This is a genomic window from Thalassospira xiamenensis M-5 = DSM 17429, assembly GCF_000300235.2.
Lineage (GTDB): Bacteria > Pseudomonadota > Alphaproteobacteria > Rhodospirillales > Thalassospiraceae > Thalassospira > Thalassospira xiamenensis.
The window spans coordinates 4361515-4384602 of record NZ_CP004388.1 but is presented as its reverse complement, the minus strand read 5'-3'; the positions used below and the strand labels follow the sequence as shown (position 1 = coordinate 4384602).

The 23088-nt window shown below is 53.3% G+C and carries 17 protein-coding genes; 6 read left to right on the top strand and 11 right to left on the bottom strand.

The window, feature by feature from the left end; genetic code table 11:
- Positions 1-64 precede the first annotated feature (64 nt).
- From holA to TH3_RS20220, 4 genes are all read right to left on the bottom strand, one after another.
- A complete protein-coding gene (gene holA / locus TH3_RS20235; protein ID WP_007088524.1) occupies positions 65-1096 on the bottom strand; it encodes a DNA polymerase III subunit delta in 1032 nt (343 codons plus the stop codon).
- Between the two features lie 13 nt (positions 1097-1109).
- The gene (locus tag TH3_RS20230; RefSeq protein ID WP_007088525.1) at positions 1110-1619 is read right to left on the bottom strand and encodes an LPS assembly lipoprotein LptE; all 510 of its coding nucleotides are present in this window, start codon (positions 1617-1619) and stop codon (positions 1110-1112) included.
- Entirely contained in the window at positions 1616-2233 is a 618-nt protein-coding gene (locus TH3_RS20225; protein ID WP_139328074.1) for a hypothetical protein, read from the bottom strand. Before TH3_RS20225 ends, TH3_RS20230 begins: the two co-directional genes overlap by 4 nt.
- Positions 2234-2320: 87 nt before the next feature.
- Positions 2321-2887 (bottom strand): DUF3576 domain-containing protein, encoded by a 567-nt coding sequence (locus TH3_RS20220; protein WP_007088527.1) that lies wholly within the window; start codon positions 2885-2887, stop codon positions 2321-2323.
- Positions 2888-3136: 249 nt separating this feature from the next.
- Between TH3_RS20220 and TH3_RS20215 the strand changes: the two genes are divergently transcribed.
- The 3 genes from TH3_RS20215 to TH3_RS20205 all read left to right on the top strand — a co-directional run bounded on the left by TH3_RS20215 (position 3137) and on the right by TH3_RS20205 (position 7179).
- Positions 3137-4156, top strand: coding sequence for a porin (locus TH3_RS20215; RefSeq protein WP_007088528.1), 1020 nt, complete (start codon positions 3137-3139; stop codon positions 4154-4156).
- 397 nt (positions 4157-4553) lie between these two features.
- The gene (locus tag TH3_RS20210) at positions 4554-5582 is read left to right on the top strand and encodes a porin (RefSeq protein WP_007088529.1); all 1029 of its coding nucleotides are present in this window, start codon (positions 4554-4556) and stop codon (positions 5580-5582) included.
- Between the two features lie 556 nt (positions 5583-6138).
- Positions 6139-7179: a porin gene (locus tag TH3_RS20205; protein WP_007088531.1), complete on the top strand. Its 1041-nt coding sequence runs from the start codon at positions 6139-6141 to the stop codon at positions 7177-7179.
- 76 nt (positions 7180-7255) lie between these two features.
- Here TH3_RS20205 and TH3_RS20200 read toward each other — a convergent pair whose 3' ends face one another.
- On the bottom strand, positions 7256-8476 hold the full coding sequence (locus TH3_RS20200) for a glycosyltransferase family 9 protein (RefSeq protein WP_007088532.1): 1221 nt from the start codon (positions 8474-8476) through the stop codon (positions 7256-7258).
- A 34-nt stretch (positions 8477-8510) separates the two neighbouring features.
- Positions 8511-9149 (bottom strand): thiamine phosphate synthase, encoded by a 639-nt coding sequence (locus TH3_RS22525; protein WP_051682176.1) that lies wholly within the window; start codon positions 9147-9149, stop codon positions 8511-8513.
- A gap of 55 nt (positions 9150-9204) precedes the next feature.
- On the opposite strand from TH3_RS22525, the gene TH3_RS20190 reads away from it, so the two are divergent.
- A complete protein-coding gene (locus TH3_RS20190; RefSeq protein WP_052268387.1) occupies positions 9205-9900 on the top strand; it encodes a YggS family pyridoxal phosphate-dependent enzyme in 696 nt (231 codons plus the stop codon).
- A gap of 271 nt (positions 9901-10171) precedes the next feature.
- Here TH3_RS20190 and TH3_RS20185 read toward each other — a convergent pair whose 3' ends face one another.
- Positions 10172-10861, bottom strand: a complete 690-nt coding sequence (locus TH3_RS20185; RefSeq protein ID WP_007088535.1) for a response regulator transcription factor — start codon at positions 10859-10861, stop codon at positions 10172-10174.
- Positions 10862-11097: 236 nt separating this feature from the next.
- Here TH3_RS20185 and ribA point away from each other — a divergent pair, with 236 nt between their 5' ends.
- Complete coding sequence (gene ribA / locus TH3_RS20180) at positions 11098-12246, top strand: GTP cyclohydrolase II (RefSeq protein WP_007088536.1); 1149 nt, start codon at positions 11098-11100, stop codon at positions 12244-12246.
- A gap of 173 nt (positions 12247-12419) precedes the next feature.
- Positions 12420-13979, top strand: coding sequence for a hypothetical protein (locus TH3_RS22520; RefSeq protein ID WP_007088537.1), 1560 nt, complete (start codon positions 12420-12422; stop codon positions 13977-13979).
- Between the two features lie 84 nt (positions 13980-14063).
- Here the strand turns inward: TH3_RS22520 and trpS are convergent, their stop codons facing one another.
- The 4 genes from trpS to mutS all read right to left on the bottom strand — a co-directional run bounded on the left by trpS (position 14064) and on the right by mutS (position 23021).
- Positions 14064-15062 (bottom strand): tryptophan--tRNA ligase, encoded by a 999-nt coding sequence (gene trpS, locus TH3_RS20170; protein WP_007088538.1) that lies wholly within the window; start codon positions 15060-15062, stop codon positions 14064-14066.
- A 173-nt stretch (positions 15063-15235) separates the two neighbouring features.
- Positions 15236-16786, bottom strand: coding sequence for a murein biosynthesis integral membrane protein MurJ (gene murJ / locus TH3_RS20165; RefSeq protein WP_007088539.1), 1551 nt, complete (start codon positions 16784-16786; stop codon positions 15236-15238).
- A gap of 546 nt (positions 16787-17332) precedes the next feature.
- A complete protein-coding gene (locus TH3_RS20160; RefSeq protein ID WP_007088540.1) occupies positions 17333-20086 on the bottom strand; it encodes a [protein-PII] uridylyltransferase in 2754 nt (917 codons plus the stop codon).
- Positions 20087-20297: 211 nt separating this feature from the next.
- Positions 20298-23021 carry a DNA mismatch repair protein MutS gene (gene mutS / locus TH3_RS20155; protein ID WP_007088541.1) on the bottom strand — a complete coding sequence of 908 codons (2724 nt, stop codon included), beginning with the start codon at positions 23019-23021 and terminating at the stop codon, positions 20298-20300.
- Positions 23022-23088 lie beyond the last annotated feature (67 nt).

Genomic DNA, 23088 nt, shown 5'->3' with positions numbered 1-23088 from the left:
GATAAGCAGCCCCGTACGACTCGATCAGCGGGGCTGTTTTCTTTTTGCGAAATATGTACGGTCGTTAGCGTCTGCCCTGCTTCTGGCGGGCAACGGCGACCTTGATCATCGCGCGGTGTGCGATGGTTTCGGGGATGGCAAGCCCACTTTTACAATCCTTTTCGGCTTCTAGCAGGATTTGCAGGGCGCGTTGCAGATTTCCCAATGCCCAATTCTGCAGATTGGCGCGAAACTGATCTGCGGCCTTGAAAAACAGGGGGGGACGCAACGATTTCATCGCCTGTTCGGCATTCGTGCCTTGTGCCATCTGGCCTTTGACCAGATGCAGTTTTTGAAAATAGCCGATCATCATGCGAAGTGCGCCAACCGGATTGAGGCCTTCTTCGACCAGGCGGGTCAGGGCGCTATCGAGGCTTGCGACATTGCCCTGGGATACGGCTTGCACGACATCGTCATAATGGCGGGCGGAACTATCCCCGACACAGGCCATCGCGTCGGCCAATGTGACCTGACCTTCTTTCAGAGCGTAAAGAGCCAGTTTTTCAAGTTCGCTTCGTGAAATCATCCTGTCAGAGCCGAGATTACCGACCAGATAGCGTATGGCATCGCGATCAATGCGCAGTTTGTGATCTTCCATGACGGAATTGATCAGGGCTTCGATATCCCGTCCGCTATCGGCATAGCAGGGCAGCGCCATGCCATTACCGGCTTTCTCGACCGTCTGACGCAGTTTCGATTTGGACGCAAGGCTGCCGGCTTCGATGATGATCAGGGCATCACCGGCGGGATCGGCAAGGAAATCGGTAATGATGGGGGCCTGTGCCTCGCCAATGTCGCGGATTCGGATCACACGGCGCCCGCCACCAAAACTGATGGCGGCGGCTTCATCGCGCAGACGGCTGGCGTCTTCCTTAAGCTGGGCAGTGCCAAGTTCGATTACGCGGAATGGGTCCTTGAGATCCTCGACCACGGTCTTGGCAAGTCTGACCGCACGTTCTCGTACAAGCCCCTCATCCTCGCCATAGATCAGGACGAGTTGCGCCTTGGCATCGGGAGCGCGAAGGAAATTTTCGACCTGTGCCGCCTTGAGCTTCATGGCGTGATATTACCTAACGTCCGCTGCGCAGGCCAACGGCGACCTGATTGGCAAGCTGTCGGGCAAGATTCCGGGCAGCATCTGAGCGGGCGGCGGACTCTGCTTCTAGTGAGGCAAAGTCGGAGTCGACAAGGTTGTAAGTTGTTCGGGCGCGAAGAGAACCTGAACGGAGTATTCTTGAGTCGGAAATTCGAGAAAGTTGGTACTGGGCGCTCAAAATATAGTCGGCAATGGTTGCTTCATTGTCCTTGGTATAACCGAGTTCGGAAGTTGATTCATCAAGAGTAATATCGAGGGTATATTCCGGCCGAACAGTTTGGCCGCGCGGGGTCAGCGTTTCGACCAGAACGTTACGTGTTATTTGTCCGATTCGGTCTTCCATCATCGATATTTTGACCCTCGCCATATCGGCCGCGGTACTGTCACCGCCTTTATCCTCGGCATAAAGAGGGCGGAAGCCGCAAGCGGTGAGGCCGGTCAGGGCAAGCACGGCGATAATCGATAACAGGGCGCGCAACGTCATTCCTCGCTATTTTTTGCGTGATGGTTTTTGCCGAAAGGCGCATGACCATGACGATACAATAGTTCCGATCCGATCAAAGGGCAAAACAGAGTTAGGTTCGTGATGAAAGAAAGTCTGAGTTCAAGATCTTTAGCTGAGTCGCTGTTATTTGAAAGAGACTTGAAGTCGCTGCGCAGGTGCGCAATGGCCGTATTGAAACGACCCTTTGCAAGCTGGTCTACAATTTTGCTTTTCGGTGTATCTTGTAAACTCTGAGTCTGGGCTTCAGGCATAAAGGTAAAGGCCTGCTCGCCTATCGCCAGTTTGGTCCAAACCTGACGCAGCCAGCGCCAATGGCCAATCAGGCTGCTTTGGGTAATATGCAAAGGACGATCAAGTGGCACATCTGCCAGAAGCGTGAGGCACAAGATATCACTCCCTATCTGGGAATGAAGCTTTGCCAGATTGTTTTCGATGATGTCTGTTGAAACCGGTCCTGCATTTTTTGGCTGGCGGGAAAATTCATATTGTTTTTCCCGAGTGGGAAGCAGGTCAAGAATCTCGTACGCGATTGCAAGTCGCCCAGCGCGCAGATCATCCCCGTATTGTGATAATGTAGGTCGATGAACGGCCAAGACAAACCCCCATTCACGTATCAGCGAATGGGGGTTGTATTGATCTGACACATATATAGGTGTGTCTGGCATATCCAAACAGAATGCTTATTGTGCGGTTGCGCTGTCAATGCGCAGTTGACGCGCACGGGTCAGAATCGAGTCTTCCATTGCGGTTACCGTACTTGGTTCAACCACAGCATCCGCCCATTGGTCCGTTCCAACGCGGACCTGCCGGAAGACTGCAACCTTGATCGCGTCGGAGCGAAGGGCGGTACCGAGTATATAGCCGGTAATTTTGAAACGCTCGTTTGGTGTTTCCGGCGGGCTGTACCAGTCGGTAATGATCACACCACCAAACGGATCGGCCGAGTTGAGCGGCATGAAGGAGAGCGTATCAAGCGATGCCCGCCACAGGAAGCTGTTTACGCCGATGCCTGTGCCGCCGCCCTGATTTTTGCTTTCATCACCACCCAGAAAGTTAAAACCGTCGGGACCAAACAGGGTCCCTTCTTTTTTCTGGTCTGCGATTGTTTGCGATCGACCGGTTGTTCCAACACGTTTGTCACCCGGCGCGGAGCCCGGATAACTATCATACTCAGATTGGGTGCCCGCACCACATGCTGCAAGCAGCACACATATTGCAGTCGGGGCAAAAACTTTAACAAGAGACAATCGCACAGTTCATTCCTTGTCTAAGGCATCAGAATTTCTGTCCGCACTATAGGACCGACAAGGCTTTGAGCAAACAAAAACATGTGTGTCAAATATGCAACTAAGATGCGGAAATGTATCTTTTCGATCACAGTGTTGTTGACGCGCCATAGTTTTGCTGGCTCCATTACCCCGAACCGAACGGCGAAAAGTCGTTCATCTAATTTTTGTAGGCGGTTTTCCGCACTTGCAAAGACGTTGAGGGAAAAGATGAAAAAGATTCTGTTTGCTTCCAGCGCAATCGTCGCTGTTGCTTTCGCAGGCCAGGCTTCGGCATCCGAGCCGATTAAGCTTTCGGTTGGCGGTTACATGGAACAGTGGGTTGGCTTCACTGATGAAGACAACACTGCTGCTAGCGGTCGTGTGAACGCATTCCAGTCTGACACCGAAGTCTATTTCCAAGGTTCAACGACCCTTGATAACGGCATCGAAATCGGTGCTCGCATCGAGCTTGAAGGTGAAACCTCTGGTGATCAGATCGACGAACAGTTCCTGTATGTGAATGGTGGCTTCGGTCGCATCGAAATGGGTAAAAACGACAGCGTTGCTGACTCGATGAGCGTTCTTGCCCCGACTGTCGGTCCGGTGAATCCGAACGATGGTGGTACCGAGGATTGGGTTAACCTTGAGAACGTTATCGATACCGTTCCGGCATTTGGTGGTGACCAGAACCGTGTTAGCTACATGACTCCGTCGTTTGGTGGCTTCCAGGCTGGTATTTCGTTTGCTGATGACAGCAACCGTAATGGTGCGAATGAAGTTGGTACTACCACTGCTTATAACAGCATAAACGGTTCTGGCGACAACATCGTATCCGGTGCTCTTGCTTACAGTGCTGACTTCGATGGTTTCTCGCTCGGCCTGTCGGTCGAAGGTGAGAACCAAGACGAAGACAACTGGTACGGCGCGGGCGTTAACGTTGGCTTCGGTAATTTCACTGTTGGTGGTTCCTACGGTAAAGTTGATCCGGATGCAGGTGAGGATACCGATGCGTTTGACCTCGGTGTAACCTATGCTATGGACGCGGCTTCCGTTGGCCTGAGCTATGCTTATCAGGATGATGAAGAAGACAACATCGAAAACCAGGGCGTTTCTTTGGGCTTGGCTTACACCCTTGGTGCAGGCGTTTCGTGGCAGTCATCGGTCTTCTGGTTTGAAGAAGATGCATCTGGCACCGCCGACGACAACGATGGTTACGGTGTTGTAACCGGTCTGGCACTTTCCTTCTAATCCATCTGGATTTTAAGAATGCCGAGAAGGGAGCGATTTTATCGCTCCCTTTTTTGTTAATCGCTTAGACTTGTTCCTTGATAATTTATGGTTCACTGACGGTACGATACAAACTTCTGATTTAATATTTATTGGTCATTTATTTTATTTGAAGTCTGATTCATGGAATGGATTGCGTGCCAAAGATATATTAGAAATACACTTGGTCAGAAAATATGACAAATTTACGGCATTGTTCGTGACTTTAATGTCACATATGATGCATTAACTGGTCTTTGGTCATTTAAAACAATTGACCATAAGTCATTATATCCGTTTTACTCTTGCGCAGTGATCAGTTGCCATGCTGTGTGGAATGTGGCGTTGCTGATCGGCTACAGATTATAAAGAGGGTAAGATGAAAAAGATTCTTGTTGCTTCCAGCGCGCTTGTCGCTGTTGCTTTCGCAGGCCAGGCTTCGGCTTCCGAACCGATTAAACTGTCGGTTGGCGGTTATATGGAACAGTGGGCTGGCTTCTCTGACGAAGACACCACTGCTGCTGGTGGTCGTCGGAATGCTTTCCAGTCTGACACCGAAGTTCACTTCAAAGGTTCGACCACTCTTGATAACGGCATCGAAGTTGGTGCGGTTATCGAGCTTGAAGGTGAGACCTCGGGTGACCAGGTTGACGAACAGTACCTCTATATCAATGGTGGTTTTGGTCAGTTCAAGCTTGGTAAAGACGACAGTGCAGCCGATGATATGGGCATCACTGCACCGGCAGTCGGCCCGGTTGGTGTTAACGACGGCGACATGGACCAGTGGACCAACGCATATCTGATCGATACCGTTCGTTCGAGCGGTGATCAGAACCGTGCGACCTACTACACCCCGGTCTTTGGTGGCTTTCGTGCCGGCGTGTCGTTTGCAGATGACAGCAACCGTAATGGTGCGAATGAAGTTGGCACTACCACTGCTTATAACAACATAAACGGTTCTGGTGACAACATTATTTCTGCCGGTCTTGAATTCAATCATGACTTCGGTGGCGTGTCGCTCGGTCTGTCAGCTGTTGGTGAAAACCAGGGCGAAGGCAGCTGGTATGGCTTCGGTACCAATGTTGGCTTTGGCAACTTCACCGTTGGTGGTTCTTATGGCCACACCGAGGACGACTATGGTCTGAGCTCGCGCGATCCGGATGGCGAAGATCTGGACGCATTTGATGTTGGTGTCTCTTACGCTATGGATGCTGCCGCCGTTTCCCTGACCTATGGTTATGAAGATTTCGGTACCGGTGACATCAGCGCGGTTGACCTTGGTCTGCGTTATGCTCTTGGTGCAGGCGTTTCGTGGCGTTCGTCGGTCTTCTGGTTCGATCAGGAGAACGATACCATCGCTGATAACGATGGCTACGGTGTTGTAACCGGTCTGCGTCTCGATTTCTAATTCATATCCGAATTAGTACGATTTGAAGGGGGCGGTTTTTCGCCCCCTTCTTTTATGCCGATCCCGCTGCGTTGCAAAAATGTTGAGCGGGATTTTTTATTTGGAAATGACTGGTGTTTTGGCGGTTACGGTGCGTTATCTGCCAAAGATATTTTGGTCGATATTAATTGACCCCAACTTGTTGTTCTATGCTGTGACGATAAAAAAATTCGCGCAGGCAGAGTGTTGCCTGCGCGATGATGTCATCTTTGGCTATGAGCATGGATAGCCATGTTTCTAATGCTTTTTGCTTCGAGTAAGGAAGTTAAATGACCAATAGTCACATATATAAAGGCGATTGAAATTACAAGCATTCCGAAAAGCATGTCCTTCTTTTCGGGAATGGATACGTTTTGCGTATATGTGTGTGTATTTTGCCACATATATACGACTAAAATAAATTTTGCTTCCTATAATAATTGACCGATGGTCATTTTGAGCGTTTTATCAGCCCGGAGAGTTCGGGCATATATTTCAAGACAAATGCCCGGTTCACACGCAAAACCAAGAGGGTAAGATGAAAAAGATATTGATCGCTTCCAGTGCACTTGTCGCTGTTGCGTTTGCCGGTCAGGCTCAGGCGTCCGAGCCGATCAAATTGTCGGTTGGTGGTTACATGAACCAGTGGGCCGGTTTTGCCGATCAGGAAGTCGGTGATCGCAACAACGCCTTCCAGTCTGATACCGAAATTCATTTCAAGGGTTCGACCACCCTTGATAATGGTATTGAAGTTGGTGCGGTGGTCGAACTGGAAGGTGAAACTTCCAGCGACCAGATTGACGAACAGTACCTGTATGTCAGCGGCAATTTCGGTCGTATCGAAATGGGCAAAAACGATAGTGCAGCCGACTCGATGCAGATTGTTGCACCGGCAGTCGGTCCGGTCGGTGTTAACGATGGTGACCTCGACATCTGGGTTAACTCCTATCTGATCGATACCACCATTCCTACTGGTGACCAAAACCGAGTGACCTACTTTACGCCGAGCCTTGGTGGCTTCCGTGCGGGTGTATCATTTGCTGATGACAGCAATCGCAATGGTGCCACCGAAATTGGCGGGACTTCTTCCTACAACAACTTTAACGGATCTGGCGACAACATCGTTTCCGGTGCGCTTGAATACATGGGTGACTTTAACGGTATATCACTCGGCGTTTCCGCGATTGGCGAAAACTGGGGTGAAGGTAACCTTGTTGGTGGCGGTCTGAATGTTGGTTTCGGCAACTTTACCGTTGGCGGTTCCTATTCACATACAGATGATGACTATGGCTTCAGCGAAGGTAGCCGCAATCCGGACGATACCGATCAGTTCGACGTTGGTGTTTCCTATGAAATGGATGCCGCAGCTGTATCTCTGACCTATGGTTATGCCGAATATGGCAATGGCAGCCGTGGTAACGGTACCGGTGAAATCAGCACCGCGGATCTTGGCCTTGCTTACACCCTTGGTGCCGGCGTTGCATGGAAATCCTCGATCTTCTGGTTCGATGACGAAGTCGATGGCGCAGAGGACAATGACGGTTACGGCGTTGTCACCGGTCTGGCACTGACCTTCTAATTCCTGGGAATTAGCGTGATTTGAAAAGGGCGGTTTTCCGCCCTTTTCTTTTTTGTCCAACATCCGTTGTTCCGGCTCAGATCCCGATATCCTGACGCAGAAAAGCTAAAAAGCGGTCTTTCTGTGCGACAAGGTCGGCAACACAGGGAACCGGATTTTCGGTCACAAGCCGTTCGGCCAGTGCTTTGTCAGAATTGACCGGCAGGTTTCCGAGTTCCCACATCGGAAGGCTGAGGCTACCCATGCAGCCGATTTCACCCGATGTGGTTGCGCGCAATTTTGCAAGCCCGCAGGGCGCTTCGCAGAACTCGCCTTTATAACTGCTTTGCCAAGGGTAAAGGTTGTGGTGGCGGCCCTGTAAAACGGTGGCAGAGGCCGAGCTATAGATGCCAATGCCGGGCGTTTGAAACAGCTTGGTGATATGGGCAGGTCCGCTATCGGCCAGCACGACATAATCCTGTTCCCGGATGAAGGACACGAGATTTCCGATGGTTTTGAAACCGTCAACGACGCGGATATTCGGCGTGTCGAACGACCCGATCGTGTCCTTGTATTTCTTCATTACCCCCTGATAGGCGTTGAGGATCAGAGTGGTTTCAAATCCGGCTTGTGCAAGGAGTTCCGTGGTTTCGTGCACTAGTTCCGGGGGAAGGGTGCGAAGGGGGGATGAGGCCATTGGCAGGATGCCAATTTTCATACCCGATGCCAGTTTCGGTGCGCGTTCGGATGCAAGCGGGATCGGCGGAATTCTGAATGCCTCGCAAAGTGCCTCTTCCGGGTTAACCGGCATGGTCGCGATATCTTTCCAGCCTTCCATCTCGCTGAAATCGATCAGATAGTCGAATGTTTTGAGGCGTTTGGCGGAGATGAAAAGCTGAAAGATCGTGATATCGGGGATGGTGGCGAATATGTCAGACGCCGTACCGCTATTGAGCACAGCGATTTTCGCGCCGGGATATTTTGTTGCAAAGGCACGTAGAAACAGAACCATGCCGACACAATCGCCAATCGCATCGTCCGGGATCAAAAACAGGACCCGTTTCCGGTCAAAATCGGTATCGGCCCATGCATCGCGGGCAAGCACATCAGGTTGAACGCTATCTGATATGATTTTTACTGATGGCGCATTGGCAAGAATTTGCTGGCGCAAAAGCGATGAGGTGCGTGTCAGATAGGCCGGGCTATTATCCGATGCCTGCACGAGGTCCGGGCTGACATTGGGCAGGCCGAACTGAAACGGCTGTTTTGATGCAAACCGGGTAAATTTCTTACGGGCGGGATGGTGATGTGCAGGCATTTTCGGGCGATCTCCGGTCACCTTTTGCTCGGTGTTATGTGGCAGAGAACCCGATCCCGGCCAAAGATGCAACGCCCGATCCCCTTAACAGGGCGACATTGTCGGGTTTTATGCCGCCAAGGGCAACGGGGATAAGGCCAAGACTGAGGCAAAAAGCAGTTCTTTGAAGGAATATCGAAAACGTCATGCCCGGTTGACCGGGATGGCTTTGGGTGGCAAAAACCGGCGAGATCAGAACACCATCGGGACGTTGATCGGGTGCGAGAAGTGCCAGCTTGCGCAGCGTTTGCAAGCTGTGGCAGGCGGATGTCACAAACATGTCGTGTGGTATTTGCCGATAGATATGCGGTCTTTTCTCGATGTGGTATTCCGGCAAATGAATACCATCGGCATCTAGGCGCAAGGCCAGTGCAAGATCATCGGCAATCAGGCAAAGGTGACCATATTTGCGACAGGTTCGCCGAACGATGTAGGCAAGGTGTGCACGGTCCTTAGGGTTGAGTCCGTAGTGTCGGAAAATTACCATGCTTCTGCGCGGCAGACCGATGATTGCCGGGATCGGATCGGGCATGCGTTTGTCGTCGGTCATCAATATGATCGGCGGGATTGGGCAATCAGGACCGCCATTGCGCAAATTGAGTTGGCGTGCCTGCTTTGCCAGTGTGGCATCCATTGATAGTATCCCGATTCTGTTTCACCGATTCCTGTACCGATTTGGGCCATCATCCATGAGCGATCAGCATCTGTCATCCGGCAATCCCGACATCGCGGCCAATCTTGCCGAGATCCAGCAAAATATCGATAAAGCCTGTACAGCGGTTGGTCGCGCACCCAGCGATGTCACCCTGATCTGCGTCAGCAAGAACCACGATGCCGATCATGTGCGCCCCGCTCTTGTCGACGGGCGGCGGGTGTTTGGTGAAAACCGGGTACAGGAAGCAGCAGGGAAATGGCCGGGCCTCAGGGATGAATTCCCTGATATCGAACTGCATCTGATCGGGCCGCTTCAGACCAACAAGCTAAAAGATGCGGTTGCGTTGTTTGATGTGATCGAAACCGTTGATCGTCCAAAACTTGCCAATGCGCTGGCAAAGCATCGCGATACGACCGGCGAATGCCCTGATCTTTATATCCAGATCAATATCGGAGAAGAACCGCAGAAAGCCGGAATAGCCCCGGCCGATGCCGATGATTTTATTATCGATTGCATCGAACGTCTGAAATTGCCGATCAAGGGATTGATGTGCATCCCGCCGGTGGATGAGGAACCGGCACCGCATTTTGCCCTGTTAGGCAAAATTGCCGACCGTCATGGTTTGGCCATTCGCAGCATGGGCATGAGTGGCGATTACGAAGCAGCAATCCGGCTTGGCGCGACCCATATCCGTGTCGGGACAGCAATTTTCGGCTCACGGGGCTATTAAATCGCCAGATGAAGCCTTTTAAAGATGGCTGCAACTCTATTTTTATTGTTTTCGACGCAAATCTGATGCTGTAAACGCCGATTTTTCTATCTTTAAGGTGTGATTTCGGTCAACTACCCGAATTTGGCAGAAAATGTGGATAACTGGCCCAGACGTATAAGACGCGTTCAAAGCCGTTTTGTGACGAAAAAATCAAAAATCCCGCCAAGTGAATTTAGCCCGGCGGGATTTTTGCAAATTATTTGTATTTCTGCGGTTTGTCTGGGGCTGGTTATGGAACGAGCTTGTAGCCGCCAGGCTCGGTGACCAGGATCGTCGCGTTTGACGGGTCCTTTTCGATTTTCTGGCGCAGGCGATAAACGTGGGTTTCCAGCGTGTGGGTGGTGACCCCGGCGTTATAGCCCCAGACCTCGTCAAGCAGGGTTTCGCGTGTGACCGGTTTGTCGCCCGCCCGGAACAGGAATTTAAGGATCGAGGTTTCCTTTTCCGTCAGACGGACTTTTTTCTCGGTCGTGGTTTCGATCAGAAGCTTGGCACTGGGTTGGAAGCTGTAGGGTCCGATGACGAAAACCGCATCCTCGCTTTGTTCATGCTGGCGAATATGGGCACGAATACGCGCCAGCAGCACGTTCAGGCGGAACGGCTTGGTGACATAGTCGTTGGCACCCGATTCCAAGCCAAGAATCGTATCAGAATCGCTGTCGGCACCGGTCAGCATGATGATCGGGGATTTGACCCCGGCGCGCCGCATCAGTTTGCAGACATCACGACCATCCATATCGGGCAGGCCGACATCAAGAAGGATAATGTCGTAGTAATTTTCTTTGGCGACTTCGAGGGCGTTTTGGCCACTATTGGCGACGACACATTCGAATTCCTCATGAAGCCGGAGCTGCTCGGTGAGAGACTGGCTAAGTGCCGCGTCATCTTCGACCACCAGAACCTGTTTACCTGTCGACATTCGCCATCCCTTGCTGCTTGTTAAATCCCGCCTATATTCTGGGCCTGCCGACGGTTCTTTTTGTGGCATTGTTCTCGTAGGCCCGCCATATACTTAGGATTAGAGTCTCATACTGCGTTTTGAAGAACAAACTGTTTTCGCTTTAGCCCATTGACGTGCACCTTATCCAGCCCCATACCGACCGGATCGCGATGTTGTGATCATCCGTGTATGACCCAGAAGAAACAAAGACTGCAATGACCCAATCTGCTGCCGTGCCATCAAAAGCCAATGTTTCCGCGACCGATCTGGTGACCGTATCGCGTGCTGTTGCCGATTTGCGGCGCGGTGAAATCGTTCTGGTCCAGGGACAGGCAAACGGCATTGCCCATTGTGTGGCGGTGATTGCTGCCGAACCGCTTTCTGACCACGGATTGACGCGCCTTCATGACATTGCTGGCAAAAGCGGAAATACCGCGATTGTTTTGCCGCGCGTGCGGGCGAGATCGCTCGGAAAGACCTGTAAAAACGATCATTTCATTGCTTTTGTCAGCGCCAAAAAATCAGCTGTTGATGCGAAAGCGTTGGCCGAGATAGCCAACCCGTTGCTGGATCTTGAAAGCATGCCAGCTGGCGCGTGGCGTCCGGTCAATATGGCCGAAAGTGCGGCCATTCGCCTTGCGAAGCTGGCTCGGTTGCTACCGGCGGTGGTGACGGCACCGGTTGACCCCGAACAGCTTGAAATGCTGTCAAAGGCGCAGAACCTTCTGGTGCTTCAGTCCGAGAGCATCAATGGATACGAAGACGCATCGGCCGCAACCCTGCGCCAAGTCAGCGAAGCGCGCGTTCCGTTGGAAAATGCCGAGAACGCAACGGTTATCGCGTTTCGTCCGGAAGATGGTGGTCAGGAACATCTGGCGATTGTGATTGATGAGCCGGCAAAAGATCAGCCGGTTTTGATCCGGCTGCATTCAGAATGCTTTACCGGCGATTTGATCGGGTCGCTGAGATGTGATTGCGGACCGCAATTGCGCGGAGCGATTGCCGAAATTGCGAAAAGCGGGCAGGGCGGAATTATTCTTTACCTGCGACAGGAAGGGCGCGGTATCGGGCTTGTGAACAAATTGCGCGCCTATGCATTGCAGGACCGCGGTTTTGATACGCTGGATGCCAACGAGGAACTTGGTTTTGATGCTGATGAACGGGTTTATCGGCCAGCTGCCGAAATGCTGCGTCAGATGGGGTTTGAAACCGTCCGGCTCCTGACCAATAATCCCGAAAAGCTTACTGGGCTTGAAAGCTGGGGCGTGACGGTTGCCGAACGTGTGCCGCACAAGTTTCCGTCCAATGGTCATAACGAATTTTATCTTCAGACCAAAAAGGACCGCGCCGGCCACCTGTTTTGAGTCGCGCATAACGGAATCCACCTGATTATGACTGCCTGATGCTACCCGGCAGAAGATTCCGACAGGCAGTTCTGCGTCAAATTCTCTTTCAATAAATTCCCTTAAAATCAATACCTTAACCAGAAAAAAACTGGCACTCCTTTTGCAAAATAGTTGGCAAGAGGAGGACTGATATGTCGATTGGTGCAGATTGGCGGCAAATATCGCCCGGTAACGGGGCAAGCATCGCAAACGGAGCGGCAGGCGGCGGGTCTGCTGGATCGGGTGCGGCCGAGCAGCTTGTTGATGGTGCCGAAGAAGGCCGCAGCTTTTCCGAATATATGTTCGGAAAGGACGGCTTTGAATTCACCGATTTCCTCGATGTGATCAATCCTTTGCAGCATATCCCCGGCGTGGGCATGGTTTACCGCAGCATCACAGGCGACGAGCTTGGCAATGGTGCGCGCGTTGTTGGTGGCGGTCTGTTTGGCGGTATCTTTGGTCTGGCCGGTGCGGCGGTTGATGCGGTTGTCGATCTGGCGACCGGTGAAGACACCGGTGCGCATATCATGGCGATGTTTGAAGGTGACGAGGCCCCGGCAGATCAGCCGTTGATGGCCGATGCATCGCTCGAAGGTGGCCCAACTGTAGGGGCAAGCGATCTTGTCCTGCCGTGGATGGTTGGTGACAGGTCAATGGCCGGCGAGGATGGTTTACCGGTCGATCCCGCCGAACAAGCAACGATTACCGATGCTGCCCCGGTGGCCGGTGTTGAGACACTGGCGATGAACGAACAGCAGGGTACTGAGACCCAAACAGATACCACGGCCTACAATGCGGCTGATCTGGTGACGCCTTGGGGCGGGGCGGTTAGCAATGCCAATGCCGCAGCTGCCTATGGAGCTGTTAAACCAGTCGCAAGTCCGGCTGTCTCTAATGCTCAAACCTTGACGCAATCAGTTGCCCGACAGCAGGTCGCACCGTCGGCAGCTTCAATGTCAGCAGGCGATGATCCCGCAATACAGACCGCCCAGCGTCTTTTGGCCAAGGCAGGGGATGATGTGGCCGGAACCAATATCGACGCGCAGGATGCCGATCCGGCCGAACTGGCCGTAGCAATTGCACGTGCCGGGCAGAGTGATATTGCATCAAACATGACCATGCGCACCGCAGAGGACAGCCGCAATGGGCATCAGGGCATGATACAGCGCGCATCCTTTAGTAGCGAAAATGGTGATACGGTCTGGGCACGCGCGCAAAGTTCCGGGCGGTTAAGCCGTGGAACATCGCAATTTGGCGTTGCGCCCGAAATTGCTGCCCGGGAGGCAAAATATGCCAAGATCAAGCAGGGTGACGTAACCAAACCGGCAAATTCAGAAGAAGCAGGTTCGGGGCAGCAGAGCCCCTTGAGTGCCGCGGAAATGGCCGCACGGTTTAACGCAGCCCTTGGCCGTGATCGGGCGCAAACCATGGCAAATAATGCCGTTGCATCGACCAATGCAGTGGCACAGGACAAGCCGGCATCAGGTCAGCAGATTCAGCGCGAGGATAGGGCAAATTCAGAGCGCGACATAGCGCGCAATGATAGCGCAGACAGTGCCGAAATGGTCCATCCATTGATGGAAAAAGCACAAAGCCACAGCAATAGTGACGCCCCGGTCGGAGTCTGGTTCAGTCAGACCATGATGGACGGGCTTAAGAAATACCAGGCAATGCAGGAAAGTCGTCAGCAGCCCTCAGGCAATTCAATCTGATTACCTGATCATAAAGTATCAAAAAACCCGACAATCGTTTGATGTCGGGTTTTGTTTTGATTTAGTAACGAATCCTTGGCGGTTTTAGCGATTAAGGAAACCGACGATTTCCTTGACCTCTTTGAGGATCGGCTGGGCAATGGCATCCGCACGTTCTGCACCCTTTGCCAGAACTGCGTCGATATAGGTATTGTCGGCTTTAAGACGTGCCATTTCTTCGGTGATTGGTGCCAGTTTTTCGACAACAACATCGGTCAGCGCCTGTTTGAAGCCCGAGAACTGGGTTCCACCATGTTCTGCCAGAACGTCAGCAACATTTGCATCGGTCAGTGCGGCATAGATGGTGATCAGGTTTTTGGCCTCGGGGCGGCCTTCAAGACCCGCAGCCTCGCTTGGCAGCGGTTCCGGATCGGTTTTGGCCTTGCGGATTTTCTTTGCCAGCGTGTCGGCATCGTCGGTCATGTTGATGCGCGACATATCCGATGCATCGGATTTCGACATCTTTTTCGAACCGTCACGTAGTGACATCACGCGCGTTGCCGGACCAAGAATCAGCGGATCTGGCTGTGGGAAAAACTCGACGCCAAAATCGTTGTTGAATTTGATCGCAATGTCGCGGGTCAGTTCAAGATGCTGCTTCTGGTCTTCGCCGACCGGCACATGGGTCGCCTTGTAGGCCAGAATGTCGGCCGCCATCAGGCTGGGATAGGCATAAAGACCAAGTGATGCGTTTTCACGATTCTTGCCGGCCTTTTCCTTGAACTGGGTCATCCGGTTCAGCCAGCCGATGCGCGCGACACAGTTGAAAATCCAAGCCAGTTCGGCATGTGCCGAAACCTGACTTTGGTTGAACAGGACATGTTTTTCCGGATCGATGCCAGATGCAATCATGCTGGCAGCAAGTTCGCGGATGTTGGAACGCAGTTCATTGGGCTCTTGCCAGACGGTTATGGCATGCAGATCAACGACGCAGAAGATGCATTCGAAGTCTTTCTGCAGCGCGACCCAGTTGCGGATCGCACCAAGATAGTTGCCAAGATGAAGGTTGCCGGTGGGCTGAGCACCCGAAAAAACACGTTCCATAACGGTGTCGTCCATTTCCAAAAAATGTGTTGATTGATCTGCATGCTCCGCCAGGTTTTGGACACCCGCCGGCGGACGAGCCTGCAAATCTTCGGGCGGGAGTTAAGCCGCCGGACCGGATTTGGTCAAGCGGCTTGTCCCGAAATGACGGAAATAAGCCGCAATAGTCGTCTTCAGGCAGTGTTGCCGCGTTTAAGAGTTGCTTTCAGTTCCGAGAAACTGGTCGCGCCCGAAAGCTGTGCGGTGACGGCGTAAATCAGCAACCCGCCACTGACCAGCCCGGCCATGGTGATGACGCGCGTGATTGAAAGGGCGTCATTTTGCCACAGCCAGTCGATGGCAAACCACAGGGCAAGCCCCATCAGAACCGATGACAGCAAGATGCGTGGTACCCGGCGTTTAAGCCGGTCGTCAAAGGCCAGATCACCGCGTTTGTGCAGAATCCAGCCAAGCGCGCCTGCATTGATCCAGACCGAGGTCGAGGTTGCTGCCGCAATGCCAAGATGGCCGAAGGTCGGCATCAGGGCGATGATCAGAACGATATTGATCACCATGGCGGAAATGCCGATGCGGATGGGCGTTTTGGTATCTTCGCGCGCAAAGAATCCCGGCGCGAGAACCTTGACCAGAACCGACGCGGGCAAGCCAAAGGCAAAAATGGTCAGTGCCATGCCAGTCATCAGTGTTTCGCTGGCACCAAAGGCACCGCGTTCAAACAGGACATTGATGATCGGAATACCCATTACGCCAAGCGCAACCGCGGAAGGCAGGGTCAGCAGCAATGCGATTTCGATGCCGCGATTCTGGCTATACATCGCGGTTTTGGCATCCGCGCCCTGAAGCTGGCGTGACAGGGTCGGCAGCAGGGCGGTGCCAATCGCGATACCGATGACGCCCAGCGGTAATTGATGGACGCGGTCGGCATAGTAAAGCCAGGATACGGCACCATCCGAAACAAGGGATGCCAGCATGGTATCGATCAGCAGGTTCAACTGATAGACGCCCGCACCGATCATGCCCGGGATCATGCGTTTGCCCAGCAACTTTATCCGGTCATCAATTTTGGGCAATTGCCATTTTATGACAAAACCGGCGCGTTTGCAGGCAATCACCAGACAAACGAACTGCGCGATACCGGCAATCGCAACCCCCCATGCCAGGGCATGGGCCGGGGTTTCGGTCATCGGTGTCAGTCCCAGAAGGGCAGCGATCAGACAGATATTGAGGATGATGGGCGCACCCGCTGCCGCGGCATAGCGGTGCAGGGTGTTAAGCACACCCGACATCAGGGCAACAGCCGAAATGAAGGCGAGATAGGGGAAGGTAATACGCGACAGTTCGACGGCAAGGGCGAATTTTTCCGGGTCTTCGGCAAACCCCGGTGCAAAGACATGCATTGCCCAAGGCATGGTGATTTCGATGATCGCGACCAGAAAACCGGTAATCAGGATCAGCATCGACATGGCGCGTGCGGCAAATTCACGCGCGACATCAAGGCCGCGTTTTTCGATATCACCGGCTAGCAAAGGTACAAAGGCGGCGTTAAACGCGCCTTCGCCAAACAGGCGGCGGAACAGGTTGGGAAATTTGAAGGCGACGAAAAAGGCATCGGCCATGCCACCGGCACCTAGCATCCCGGCAATCATGATGTCGCGGGCAAAACCCAGAAGACGCGAGATCAGGGTAAAACCACTGACCGTGGCAATGGAACGTACGAGCGACATTCGCGATCAAATCCGAAAAAGTTATGAACCAGAATATATTTTTAACCGTGGCAAAGAGCCCCACCGGGTTCGATAGTTATGAAATCTGCCAGTCGAAGGTGAATAACTCGTAATGACGGCGGATTAGCGGTGAGAGAGCCGCGATAATTTTTGCCTAAATGGGCACACAAACATTGAACTTTTGTGAAATAGGCTGTGGTTTTGTTAAAAATGCACTGGGTTGTGACAACCGTCACAGAAAATATGCTGCAATACTCATACATTGCATCTCGCTGAGGATTCGTTGGGACGCGAGCCTCGCTATTCTGACCGGACGAGGGATAAAGGCGCTCCACCTCAACCTGCTGCACTCCGAGGAATATGATGTTACGGGACAACAGGCCATAACATCAGGTTTCAGGACCGACCAGCCCTCGTCCGTTCAAACTTCCGATACAAATCAAAATTCGATCATGGTGCTTGCACCATTGAACACGGATCCCTGCCGGGGCGATTTGGCGTTTGGCCAATCGCAGGGGCGGGGATTTTGTGTTTTCGGGTCGGTGTTCAGCCGTTTTCCAAGGTTTGGGTCAGGGTTTCCTTGACCTGCAGGAATTTGGTGCGGCTATCAATTTTCAGACCAAACACGTCCTTGACGTAGAAAACGTCGACTGCGCGTTCGCCAAAGGTCGAAATACGCGCCGATGCGATTTGCAGCGAAAGATCACGTAACGTGCGTGTGACGTCGTAAAGCAGACCCTGCCGGTCGCGCGCGGTAATTTCAATGACCGTGTGGGTGCGGCTGGCCTTGTTGTCGATGATGACGTTTGGTTCAACCTTGAACACGGCGGTACGGTGTTTGTTATCCTTGATCTGGCGACGTTCGATTTCCTGACTCGGTCGCAGACGGCCTGAAATCACCTGTTCAAGCGTTTTGCGTAATTTATCAAGCTTGGATTTGTCGTTGAAGGCCTCGCCATTGGTATCCTGGATAAAGAAGGTATCAAGTGCCATGCCGTCGGCAAGGGTCAGGATTTTGGCATCGACGACATTGGCGCCACACAGCGCCATCGATCCGGCAATCTGGGAAAACAGCCCGGGATGATCGGTGGTGTGGACAATGATTTCGGTGGCATCGATATCGGTTTCGATTCGCATATCGATCGTGATGTCCGCACCGCTTGCCTTGGCATCACGGGTCAAATGGGCATGACGGACATGGGTTTCGGTGTCAAAACTGAGCCAATAGGACGGATAACCGCGATCAATGAAGTCCTCGACATCCTGTTCTGGCCAGTTGGAACCGGATGCGGCAAGGGCGTCGCGCAATTTCTGCTGGGCACGGGCGACACGCGAATCGCGACTGTCGGCATTCAGGCCGCCCGAAAGCAAGTCATCGGTGGCATAGAACAGTTCGCGCAGAAGGGTCGCTTTCCAGCCGTTCCAGACATTCGGGCCAACAGCGCGAATATCGGCGACCGTCAGACACAGCAGCAAACGCAGTCTTTCCTGTGACTGGACCAGATCGGCAAAGGCGCGAATCGTCGTCGGGTCATTCAGGTCACGTTTGAATGCCGTCAGGCTCATCCACAGATGGGCTTTGACCAGCCAGGCGACGGTTTCGGTATCGGCAGGCGACAGGCCCAGACGCGGACAAAGCTTTTCGGCGACTTCGGCGCCGAGTTCCGAATGATCACCGCCTCGGCCCTTGGCGATATCATGAAGCAATACCGCGACATAAAGCACGCGACGCGAAATCACCTTTTCCATGATACGGGTGGCGACCGGGGCTTCTTCTGCCAGTTCGCCGCGTTCGATCTGGTTCAATATGCCGATCGCGCGGATGGTGTGCTCGTCCACGGTATAGGTGTGGTACATGTCATATTGCATCTGGGCAACGACACGACCGAAATCCGGTATGAAACGGCCAAGCAGCCCGGCTTCGTTCATTTTGCGAAGCGGGATATCGGGGGTATCGCGGTGTGTCAGGATCTCAAGAAAGACCTCGTTCGCGGCCGGATCCTTTTGCAACTTGTGATCGACCAGTTTCAGACTTTGTGTTACCCAGCGCAGCGTTTCGGGATGAATGCCGACCCCGTTCTGATGGGCGACAAGGAATAGGCGTAATATCTGTATCGGGTCACTTTGAAGGGTTTCGAGGCTGTCGACGGTCAGGCGATCATTGCGCAACTGGAAACCGTCGATTTCCTTGCTACCGAAAAAACGTGCCGGGAAGCGGATTAGCGGTTTGCGTTGATGGCGTTCTTCAAGGGCGGCACAGAAGATGCGGGTCAGGTTGCCGACATGTTTCACCATCAGATAATAGTGTTTCATGAAGCGTTCGACACCTGATGCGCCTGCATGGTCGGTATAGCCAAGCTTATCGGCAATATCGCGCTGCATATCAAATGTCAGGCGGTCTTCTTCGCGTCCGGTCAGGTAATGCAGCCAGCAGCGCACCGACCACAGGAAGTTTTGTGCTTTCAGAAAGCCTTGTGCTTCCTTGCGGGTCAGGACTTTGAGGTCGACCAGTTCAAGCGGGTTGCTGACACGGTAAAGATATTTGCCGATCCAGAACAGGGTATGAAGATCGCGAAGGCCGCCTTTGCCGTCCTTGACGTTGGGTTCAACCACATAGCGGGAATCACCCATGCGAATGTGGCGTTCATCGCGTTCGTTCAGCTTGCCTTCGATGAATTCAAGCCCCGTGCCCTTGACCAGTTCTTCCATGAAACGGGCGCGAAAGGCTTTATAGACTTCTTCATCCGCCCATACGAACCGGCTTTCAAGCAGGTTGGTGCGAATTGTGATGTCCTGTTTGCCCATGCGCAGGCAGTCATCAATCGAACGGGTGGCATGCCCGACCTTCAGCCCTAGATCCCAGAGCATATAAAGAATGTATTCGACAACCTGTTCACCATGCGCGGTCTGTTTGTAGGGAAACAGGAACAGGATATCGACGTCCGATTGCGGGGCCATATCCCCACGACCATAACCACCAACCGCGACAACCGCCATGCGTTGCTCATTGGTTGGATTATGCAGCGGATAGACGAATTTCAGGGCGAAATCATGGATCAGACGAACAATCTGATCGATCAGGAAACTATTGGAAAAGACCGCGTCCTGCCCCGAATTAGTTTCTTCGAAACGGGCGCGGATGACCTTGCGGCCATCTTCCAGAACGGCTTTGAGGTGTTTAAGGATTTCCGCACGCTGTTTGAAGGATGTCAGATCCGCATTGGCAGCGATGGTTTCAAGCTCGGCAAAGATTTTGCGGCGGTCGATGATTTCGCGCTGTTTCTTGATTCTATACGTCACTTGAAGTGGTTTCCTCGGTCGGGTCTGGCATGAACGGGTTGGTTGCCCTTTTGGGTCCACACCAATGCATATGGCATGCCGTGTTTCCGATGCCAGTGTTCGGCTGATCGCCGGAGTTTAACATCAAAAAGCAAACAGGCACCTGCCTGATATAAGGGCAAAGTGCCTGTTTTTAATGCGTTGGCCGATATTTTTCGCGACAGATGCGAAATCAACCGCGTATGGCGCGCAAGCGATACAGCGCATCAAGTGCCTCGCGCGGGGTCATGTTATCGGGATCGATTTCAGCCACAGCATCCAGAAGGGCCTTTTGTTCTGGCGACAATGCAGGGGTTTTGGCTTTTTCTTCCTGTTTGACCTGCTCGATTGCGGCAGCAAAAAGCGGCAGGTCATCGGCCAGTTTGGAAACCGCACCGCTCTGTTCGCCCTTCTCCAGGGTTTTCAGTACCTGTTCGGCGCGTTTGATCACTGGTTTGGGCAGGCCTGCGAGCTGGGCAACATGAATGCCATAAGACCGATCCGCACTTCCTGCACCGACTTCGTGCAGGAAGACGACTTCGCCCTGCCATTCCTTGATCAGCATGGTGTGGCAGGACAGATGGGCAAGCTTGGCGGCAAGGGCGGTGAGTTCATGATAGTGGGTTGCGAAGAGGCCACGGCATTTATTGACTTCGTGCAGGTTTTCAACAACCGCCCAAGCAATTGAAAGACCATCAAATGTTGCCGTGCCGCGCCCGATTTCATCAAGGATAACCAGCGAACGATCGGATGCCTGATTAAGGATGGCGGCGGTTTCGACCATTTCGACCATGAATGTCGACCGGCCACGCGCCAGATCATCCGCTGCCCCGACACGCGAAAACAGCCGGTCAATCACACCGATATGCGCCGTTTCCGCCGGGACAAAGGCACCGATCTGGGCCAGAACCGCAATCAGGGCATTCTGGCGCAGGAAGGTCGATTTACCGGCCATGTTCGGACCAGTAATCAGCCAAAGGCTTTGTTCGCCTTCAAGGCGGCAGTCATTGGCGACAAAGGGGCTGTCGCCATTTTCGCGCAGGGCGGCTTCCACCACTGGATGGCGACCGCCACGGATATCAAAGGCAAGGCTGTCATCAATGGTCGGGCGGATACATACCTGATCACGCGCCAGTTCGGCCAACGCGGCCGACACATCAAGCCCGGCAAGCGCCTGTGCACAGCGCGCGATGGCGTCGGCATGTTCAAGGACGCCCGTGACCAGTGAGTCAAACAGTTCGAGTTCAAGTGCAAGCGCCTGATCCCCGGCCTTGGAAACCTTGCTTTCGAGCTCGGACAGCTCGACCGTGGTGAAACGAACCGCATTGGCCATGGTCTGGCGATGAATAAATTCATCGATTTCCATCATCCGGTCAGCCTGTTTGGCCGGTACTTCGATGAAGTAGCCAAGGACGTTGTTGTGTTTGACCTTAAGGCTGGTGATGGCCGTTTGTTCGGTATATCGGGCCTGCAGATTGGCGATCAGCTTTTTGCTTTCGCTTGAAAGCATGCGCAATTCATCAAGCGGCGGGTGATAACCACCCGCGATAAAGCCGCCATCACGTGCCAGCAACGGCAGATTTTCGCTGAGCGACCGGCGCAGAAGATCAACCAGATCGCCGTGATGGCCCATATCGGTCAAATGATCGATAAGGGCGGCGGGTTGCGCGGTCAGGCCGTCATTGCCGCCATCGGGTTTGTGCAAAAGGTTGCCAATCGCAAAGGCACAGGCCAGACCATCGCGCATGGCAGCCAGATCGCGTGGGCCGCCACGACCGACGGACAGACGTGACAATGCACGTTCGATATCCGGACATTCGCCAAGGGCAGCGCGCAGATCGGACCGTAGGGCATCGCGATCATGGAAATAGTAGACCAGATCAAGGCGTTTATTGATCGTGCCCGCATCGGTCAGCGGTGCGGACAGACGGGCGGCTAGCAAGCGTGCACCTGCGCCAGTGCGGGTACGGTCGATGACCGATAAAAGTGATCCCTTGCGCTCACCTGATTGGGTCTGGGTCAATTCCAGTGACCGGCGGGTGGCGGCATCGATTTCCATTGCAGCACCCGCAGCCATGCGTTGCGGTGGGGCAAGGCGCGGCATCTGACCCTTCTGGGTCAGATCGACATAATCGATTAGCGCCCCGGCCGCCGAAAGTTCGGCAATTTCGAATCCGCCAAAAGCGTCCAGGGCCGCAACTTCATATAGTTTTTTAAGGCGCAGCTGGGCATTTTCGGCATCAAAGCGTGATGCGGGTTGCGGTGTGATGACGTTTTTGTATTCGGCGTAGATATCGAACATTTCCGAACGATTCAGAAGTTTGTCCGATATCAGAAGCTCACCAGCGTCAAGACGGGCAAGGGCGGCAGGAAGCCCGCCCATATCACAGGGCTGAACATAAAAATCGCCGGTCGACATATCAAGCCAGGCTAGACCGACCTTGCCGCGAACTTCGGACACCGCAGCCAGATAGTTATGGCGCCGGGCATCCAGAAGGCTGTCTTCGGTCAGGGTGCCGGGCGTGATCAGTCGGACAACGCCGCGTTTGACGACGGATTTGGCGCCGCGTTTCTTGGCCTCGGCCGGGTCTTCCATCTGTTCGCAGACAGCGACACGGAAACCCTTGCGGATCAGACGCTGAAGATATGTTTCGTGGCTATGGACGGGAACACCGGCCATGGGAATTTCGTTACCCTGATGTTTGCCACGTTTTGTCAGCGCGATATCGAGTGCCTCGGCCGCCTTGACGGCATCGTCGAAGAACAGCTCGTAAAAGTCGCCCATGCGGTAAAACAGCAGGCAGTCCTGATACTGTTCCTTGATTTCAAGGAACTGCATCATCATCGGGGTCGCACCTTCGGTATCGAACGAAAGGGGGACGGTCTGAGTATCGGAAGGATCGGCAATATTGTTCATGGCGAGTGTGATAGCAAACCCTGAAGGCATTGACGAGGGGATGAAACGGCCCGGGAGCAGTTTTTGA

Bases quoted from the DNA above. Each gene is read 5' to 3' on its own strand.
- trpS (WP_007088538.1), bottom strand. From the start codon at position 15,062: ATGGAACGTGTTTTTTCGGGTGCTCAGCCCACCGGCAACCTTCATCTT.
- murJ (WP_007088539.1), bottom strand. From the start codon at position 16,786: ATGTCGCTCGTACGTTCCATTGCCACGGTCAGTGGTTTTACCCTGATC.
- TH3_RS20200 (WP_007088532.1), bottom strand. From the start codon at position 8,476: ATGCCTGCACATCACCATCCCGCCCGTAAGAAATTTACCCGGTTTGCA.
- TH3_RS22520 (WP_007088537.1), top strand. From the start codon at position 12,420: ATGTCGATTGGTGCAGATTGGCGGCAAATATCGCCCGGTAACGGGGCA.
- TH3_RS20215 (WP_007088528.1), top strand. From the start codon at position 3,137: ATGAAAAAGATTCTGTTTGCTTCCAGCGCAATCGTCGCTGTTGCTTTC.
- TH3_RS20190 (WP_052268387.1), top strand. From the start codon at position 9,205: ATGAGCGATCAGCATCTGTCATCCGGCAATCCCGACATCGCGGCCAAT.
- ribA (WP_007088536.1), top strand. From the start codon at position 11,098: ATGACCCAATCTGCTGCCGTGCCATCAAAAGCCAATGTTTCCGCGACC.
- TH3_RS20185 (WP_007088535.1), bottom strand. From the start codon at position 10,861: ATGTCGACAGGTAAACAGGTTCTGGTGGTCGAAGATGACGCGGCACTT.
- TH3_RS22525 (WP_051682176.1), bottom strand. From the start codon at position 9,149: ATGGATGCCACACTGGCAAAGCAGGCACGCCAACTCAATTTGCGCAAT.
- holA (WP_007088524.1), bottom strand. From the start codon at position 1,096: ATGAAGCTCAAGGCGGCACAGGTCGAAAATTTCCTTCGCGCTCCCGAT.
- TH3_RS20210 (WP_007088529.1), top strand. From the start codon at position 4,554: ATGAAAAAGATTCTTGTTGCTTCCAGCGCGCTTGTCGCTGTTGCTTTC.
- mutS (WP_007088541.1), bottom strand. From the start codon at position 23,021: ATGAACAATATTGCCGATCCTTCCGATACTCAGACCGTCCCCCTTTCG.
- TH3_RS20230 (WP_007088525.1), bottom strand. From the start codon at position 1,619: ATGACGTTGCGCGCCCTGTTATCGATTATCGCCGTGCTTGCCCTGACC.
- TH3_RS20205 (WP_007088531.1), top strand. From the start codon at position 6,139: ATGAAAAAGATATTGATCGCTTCCAGTGCACTTGTCGCTGTTGCGTTT.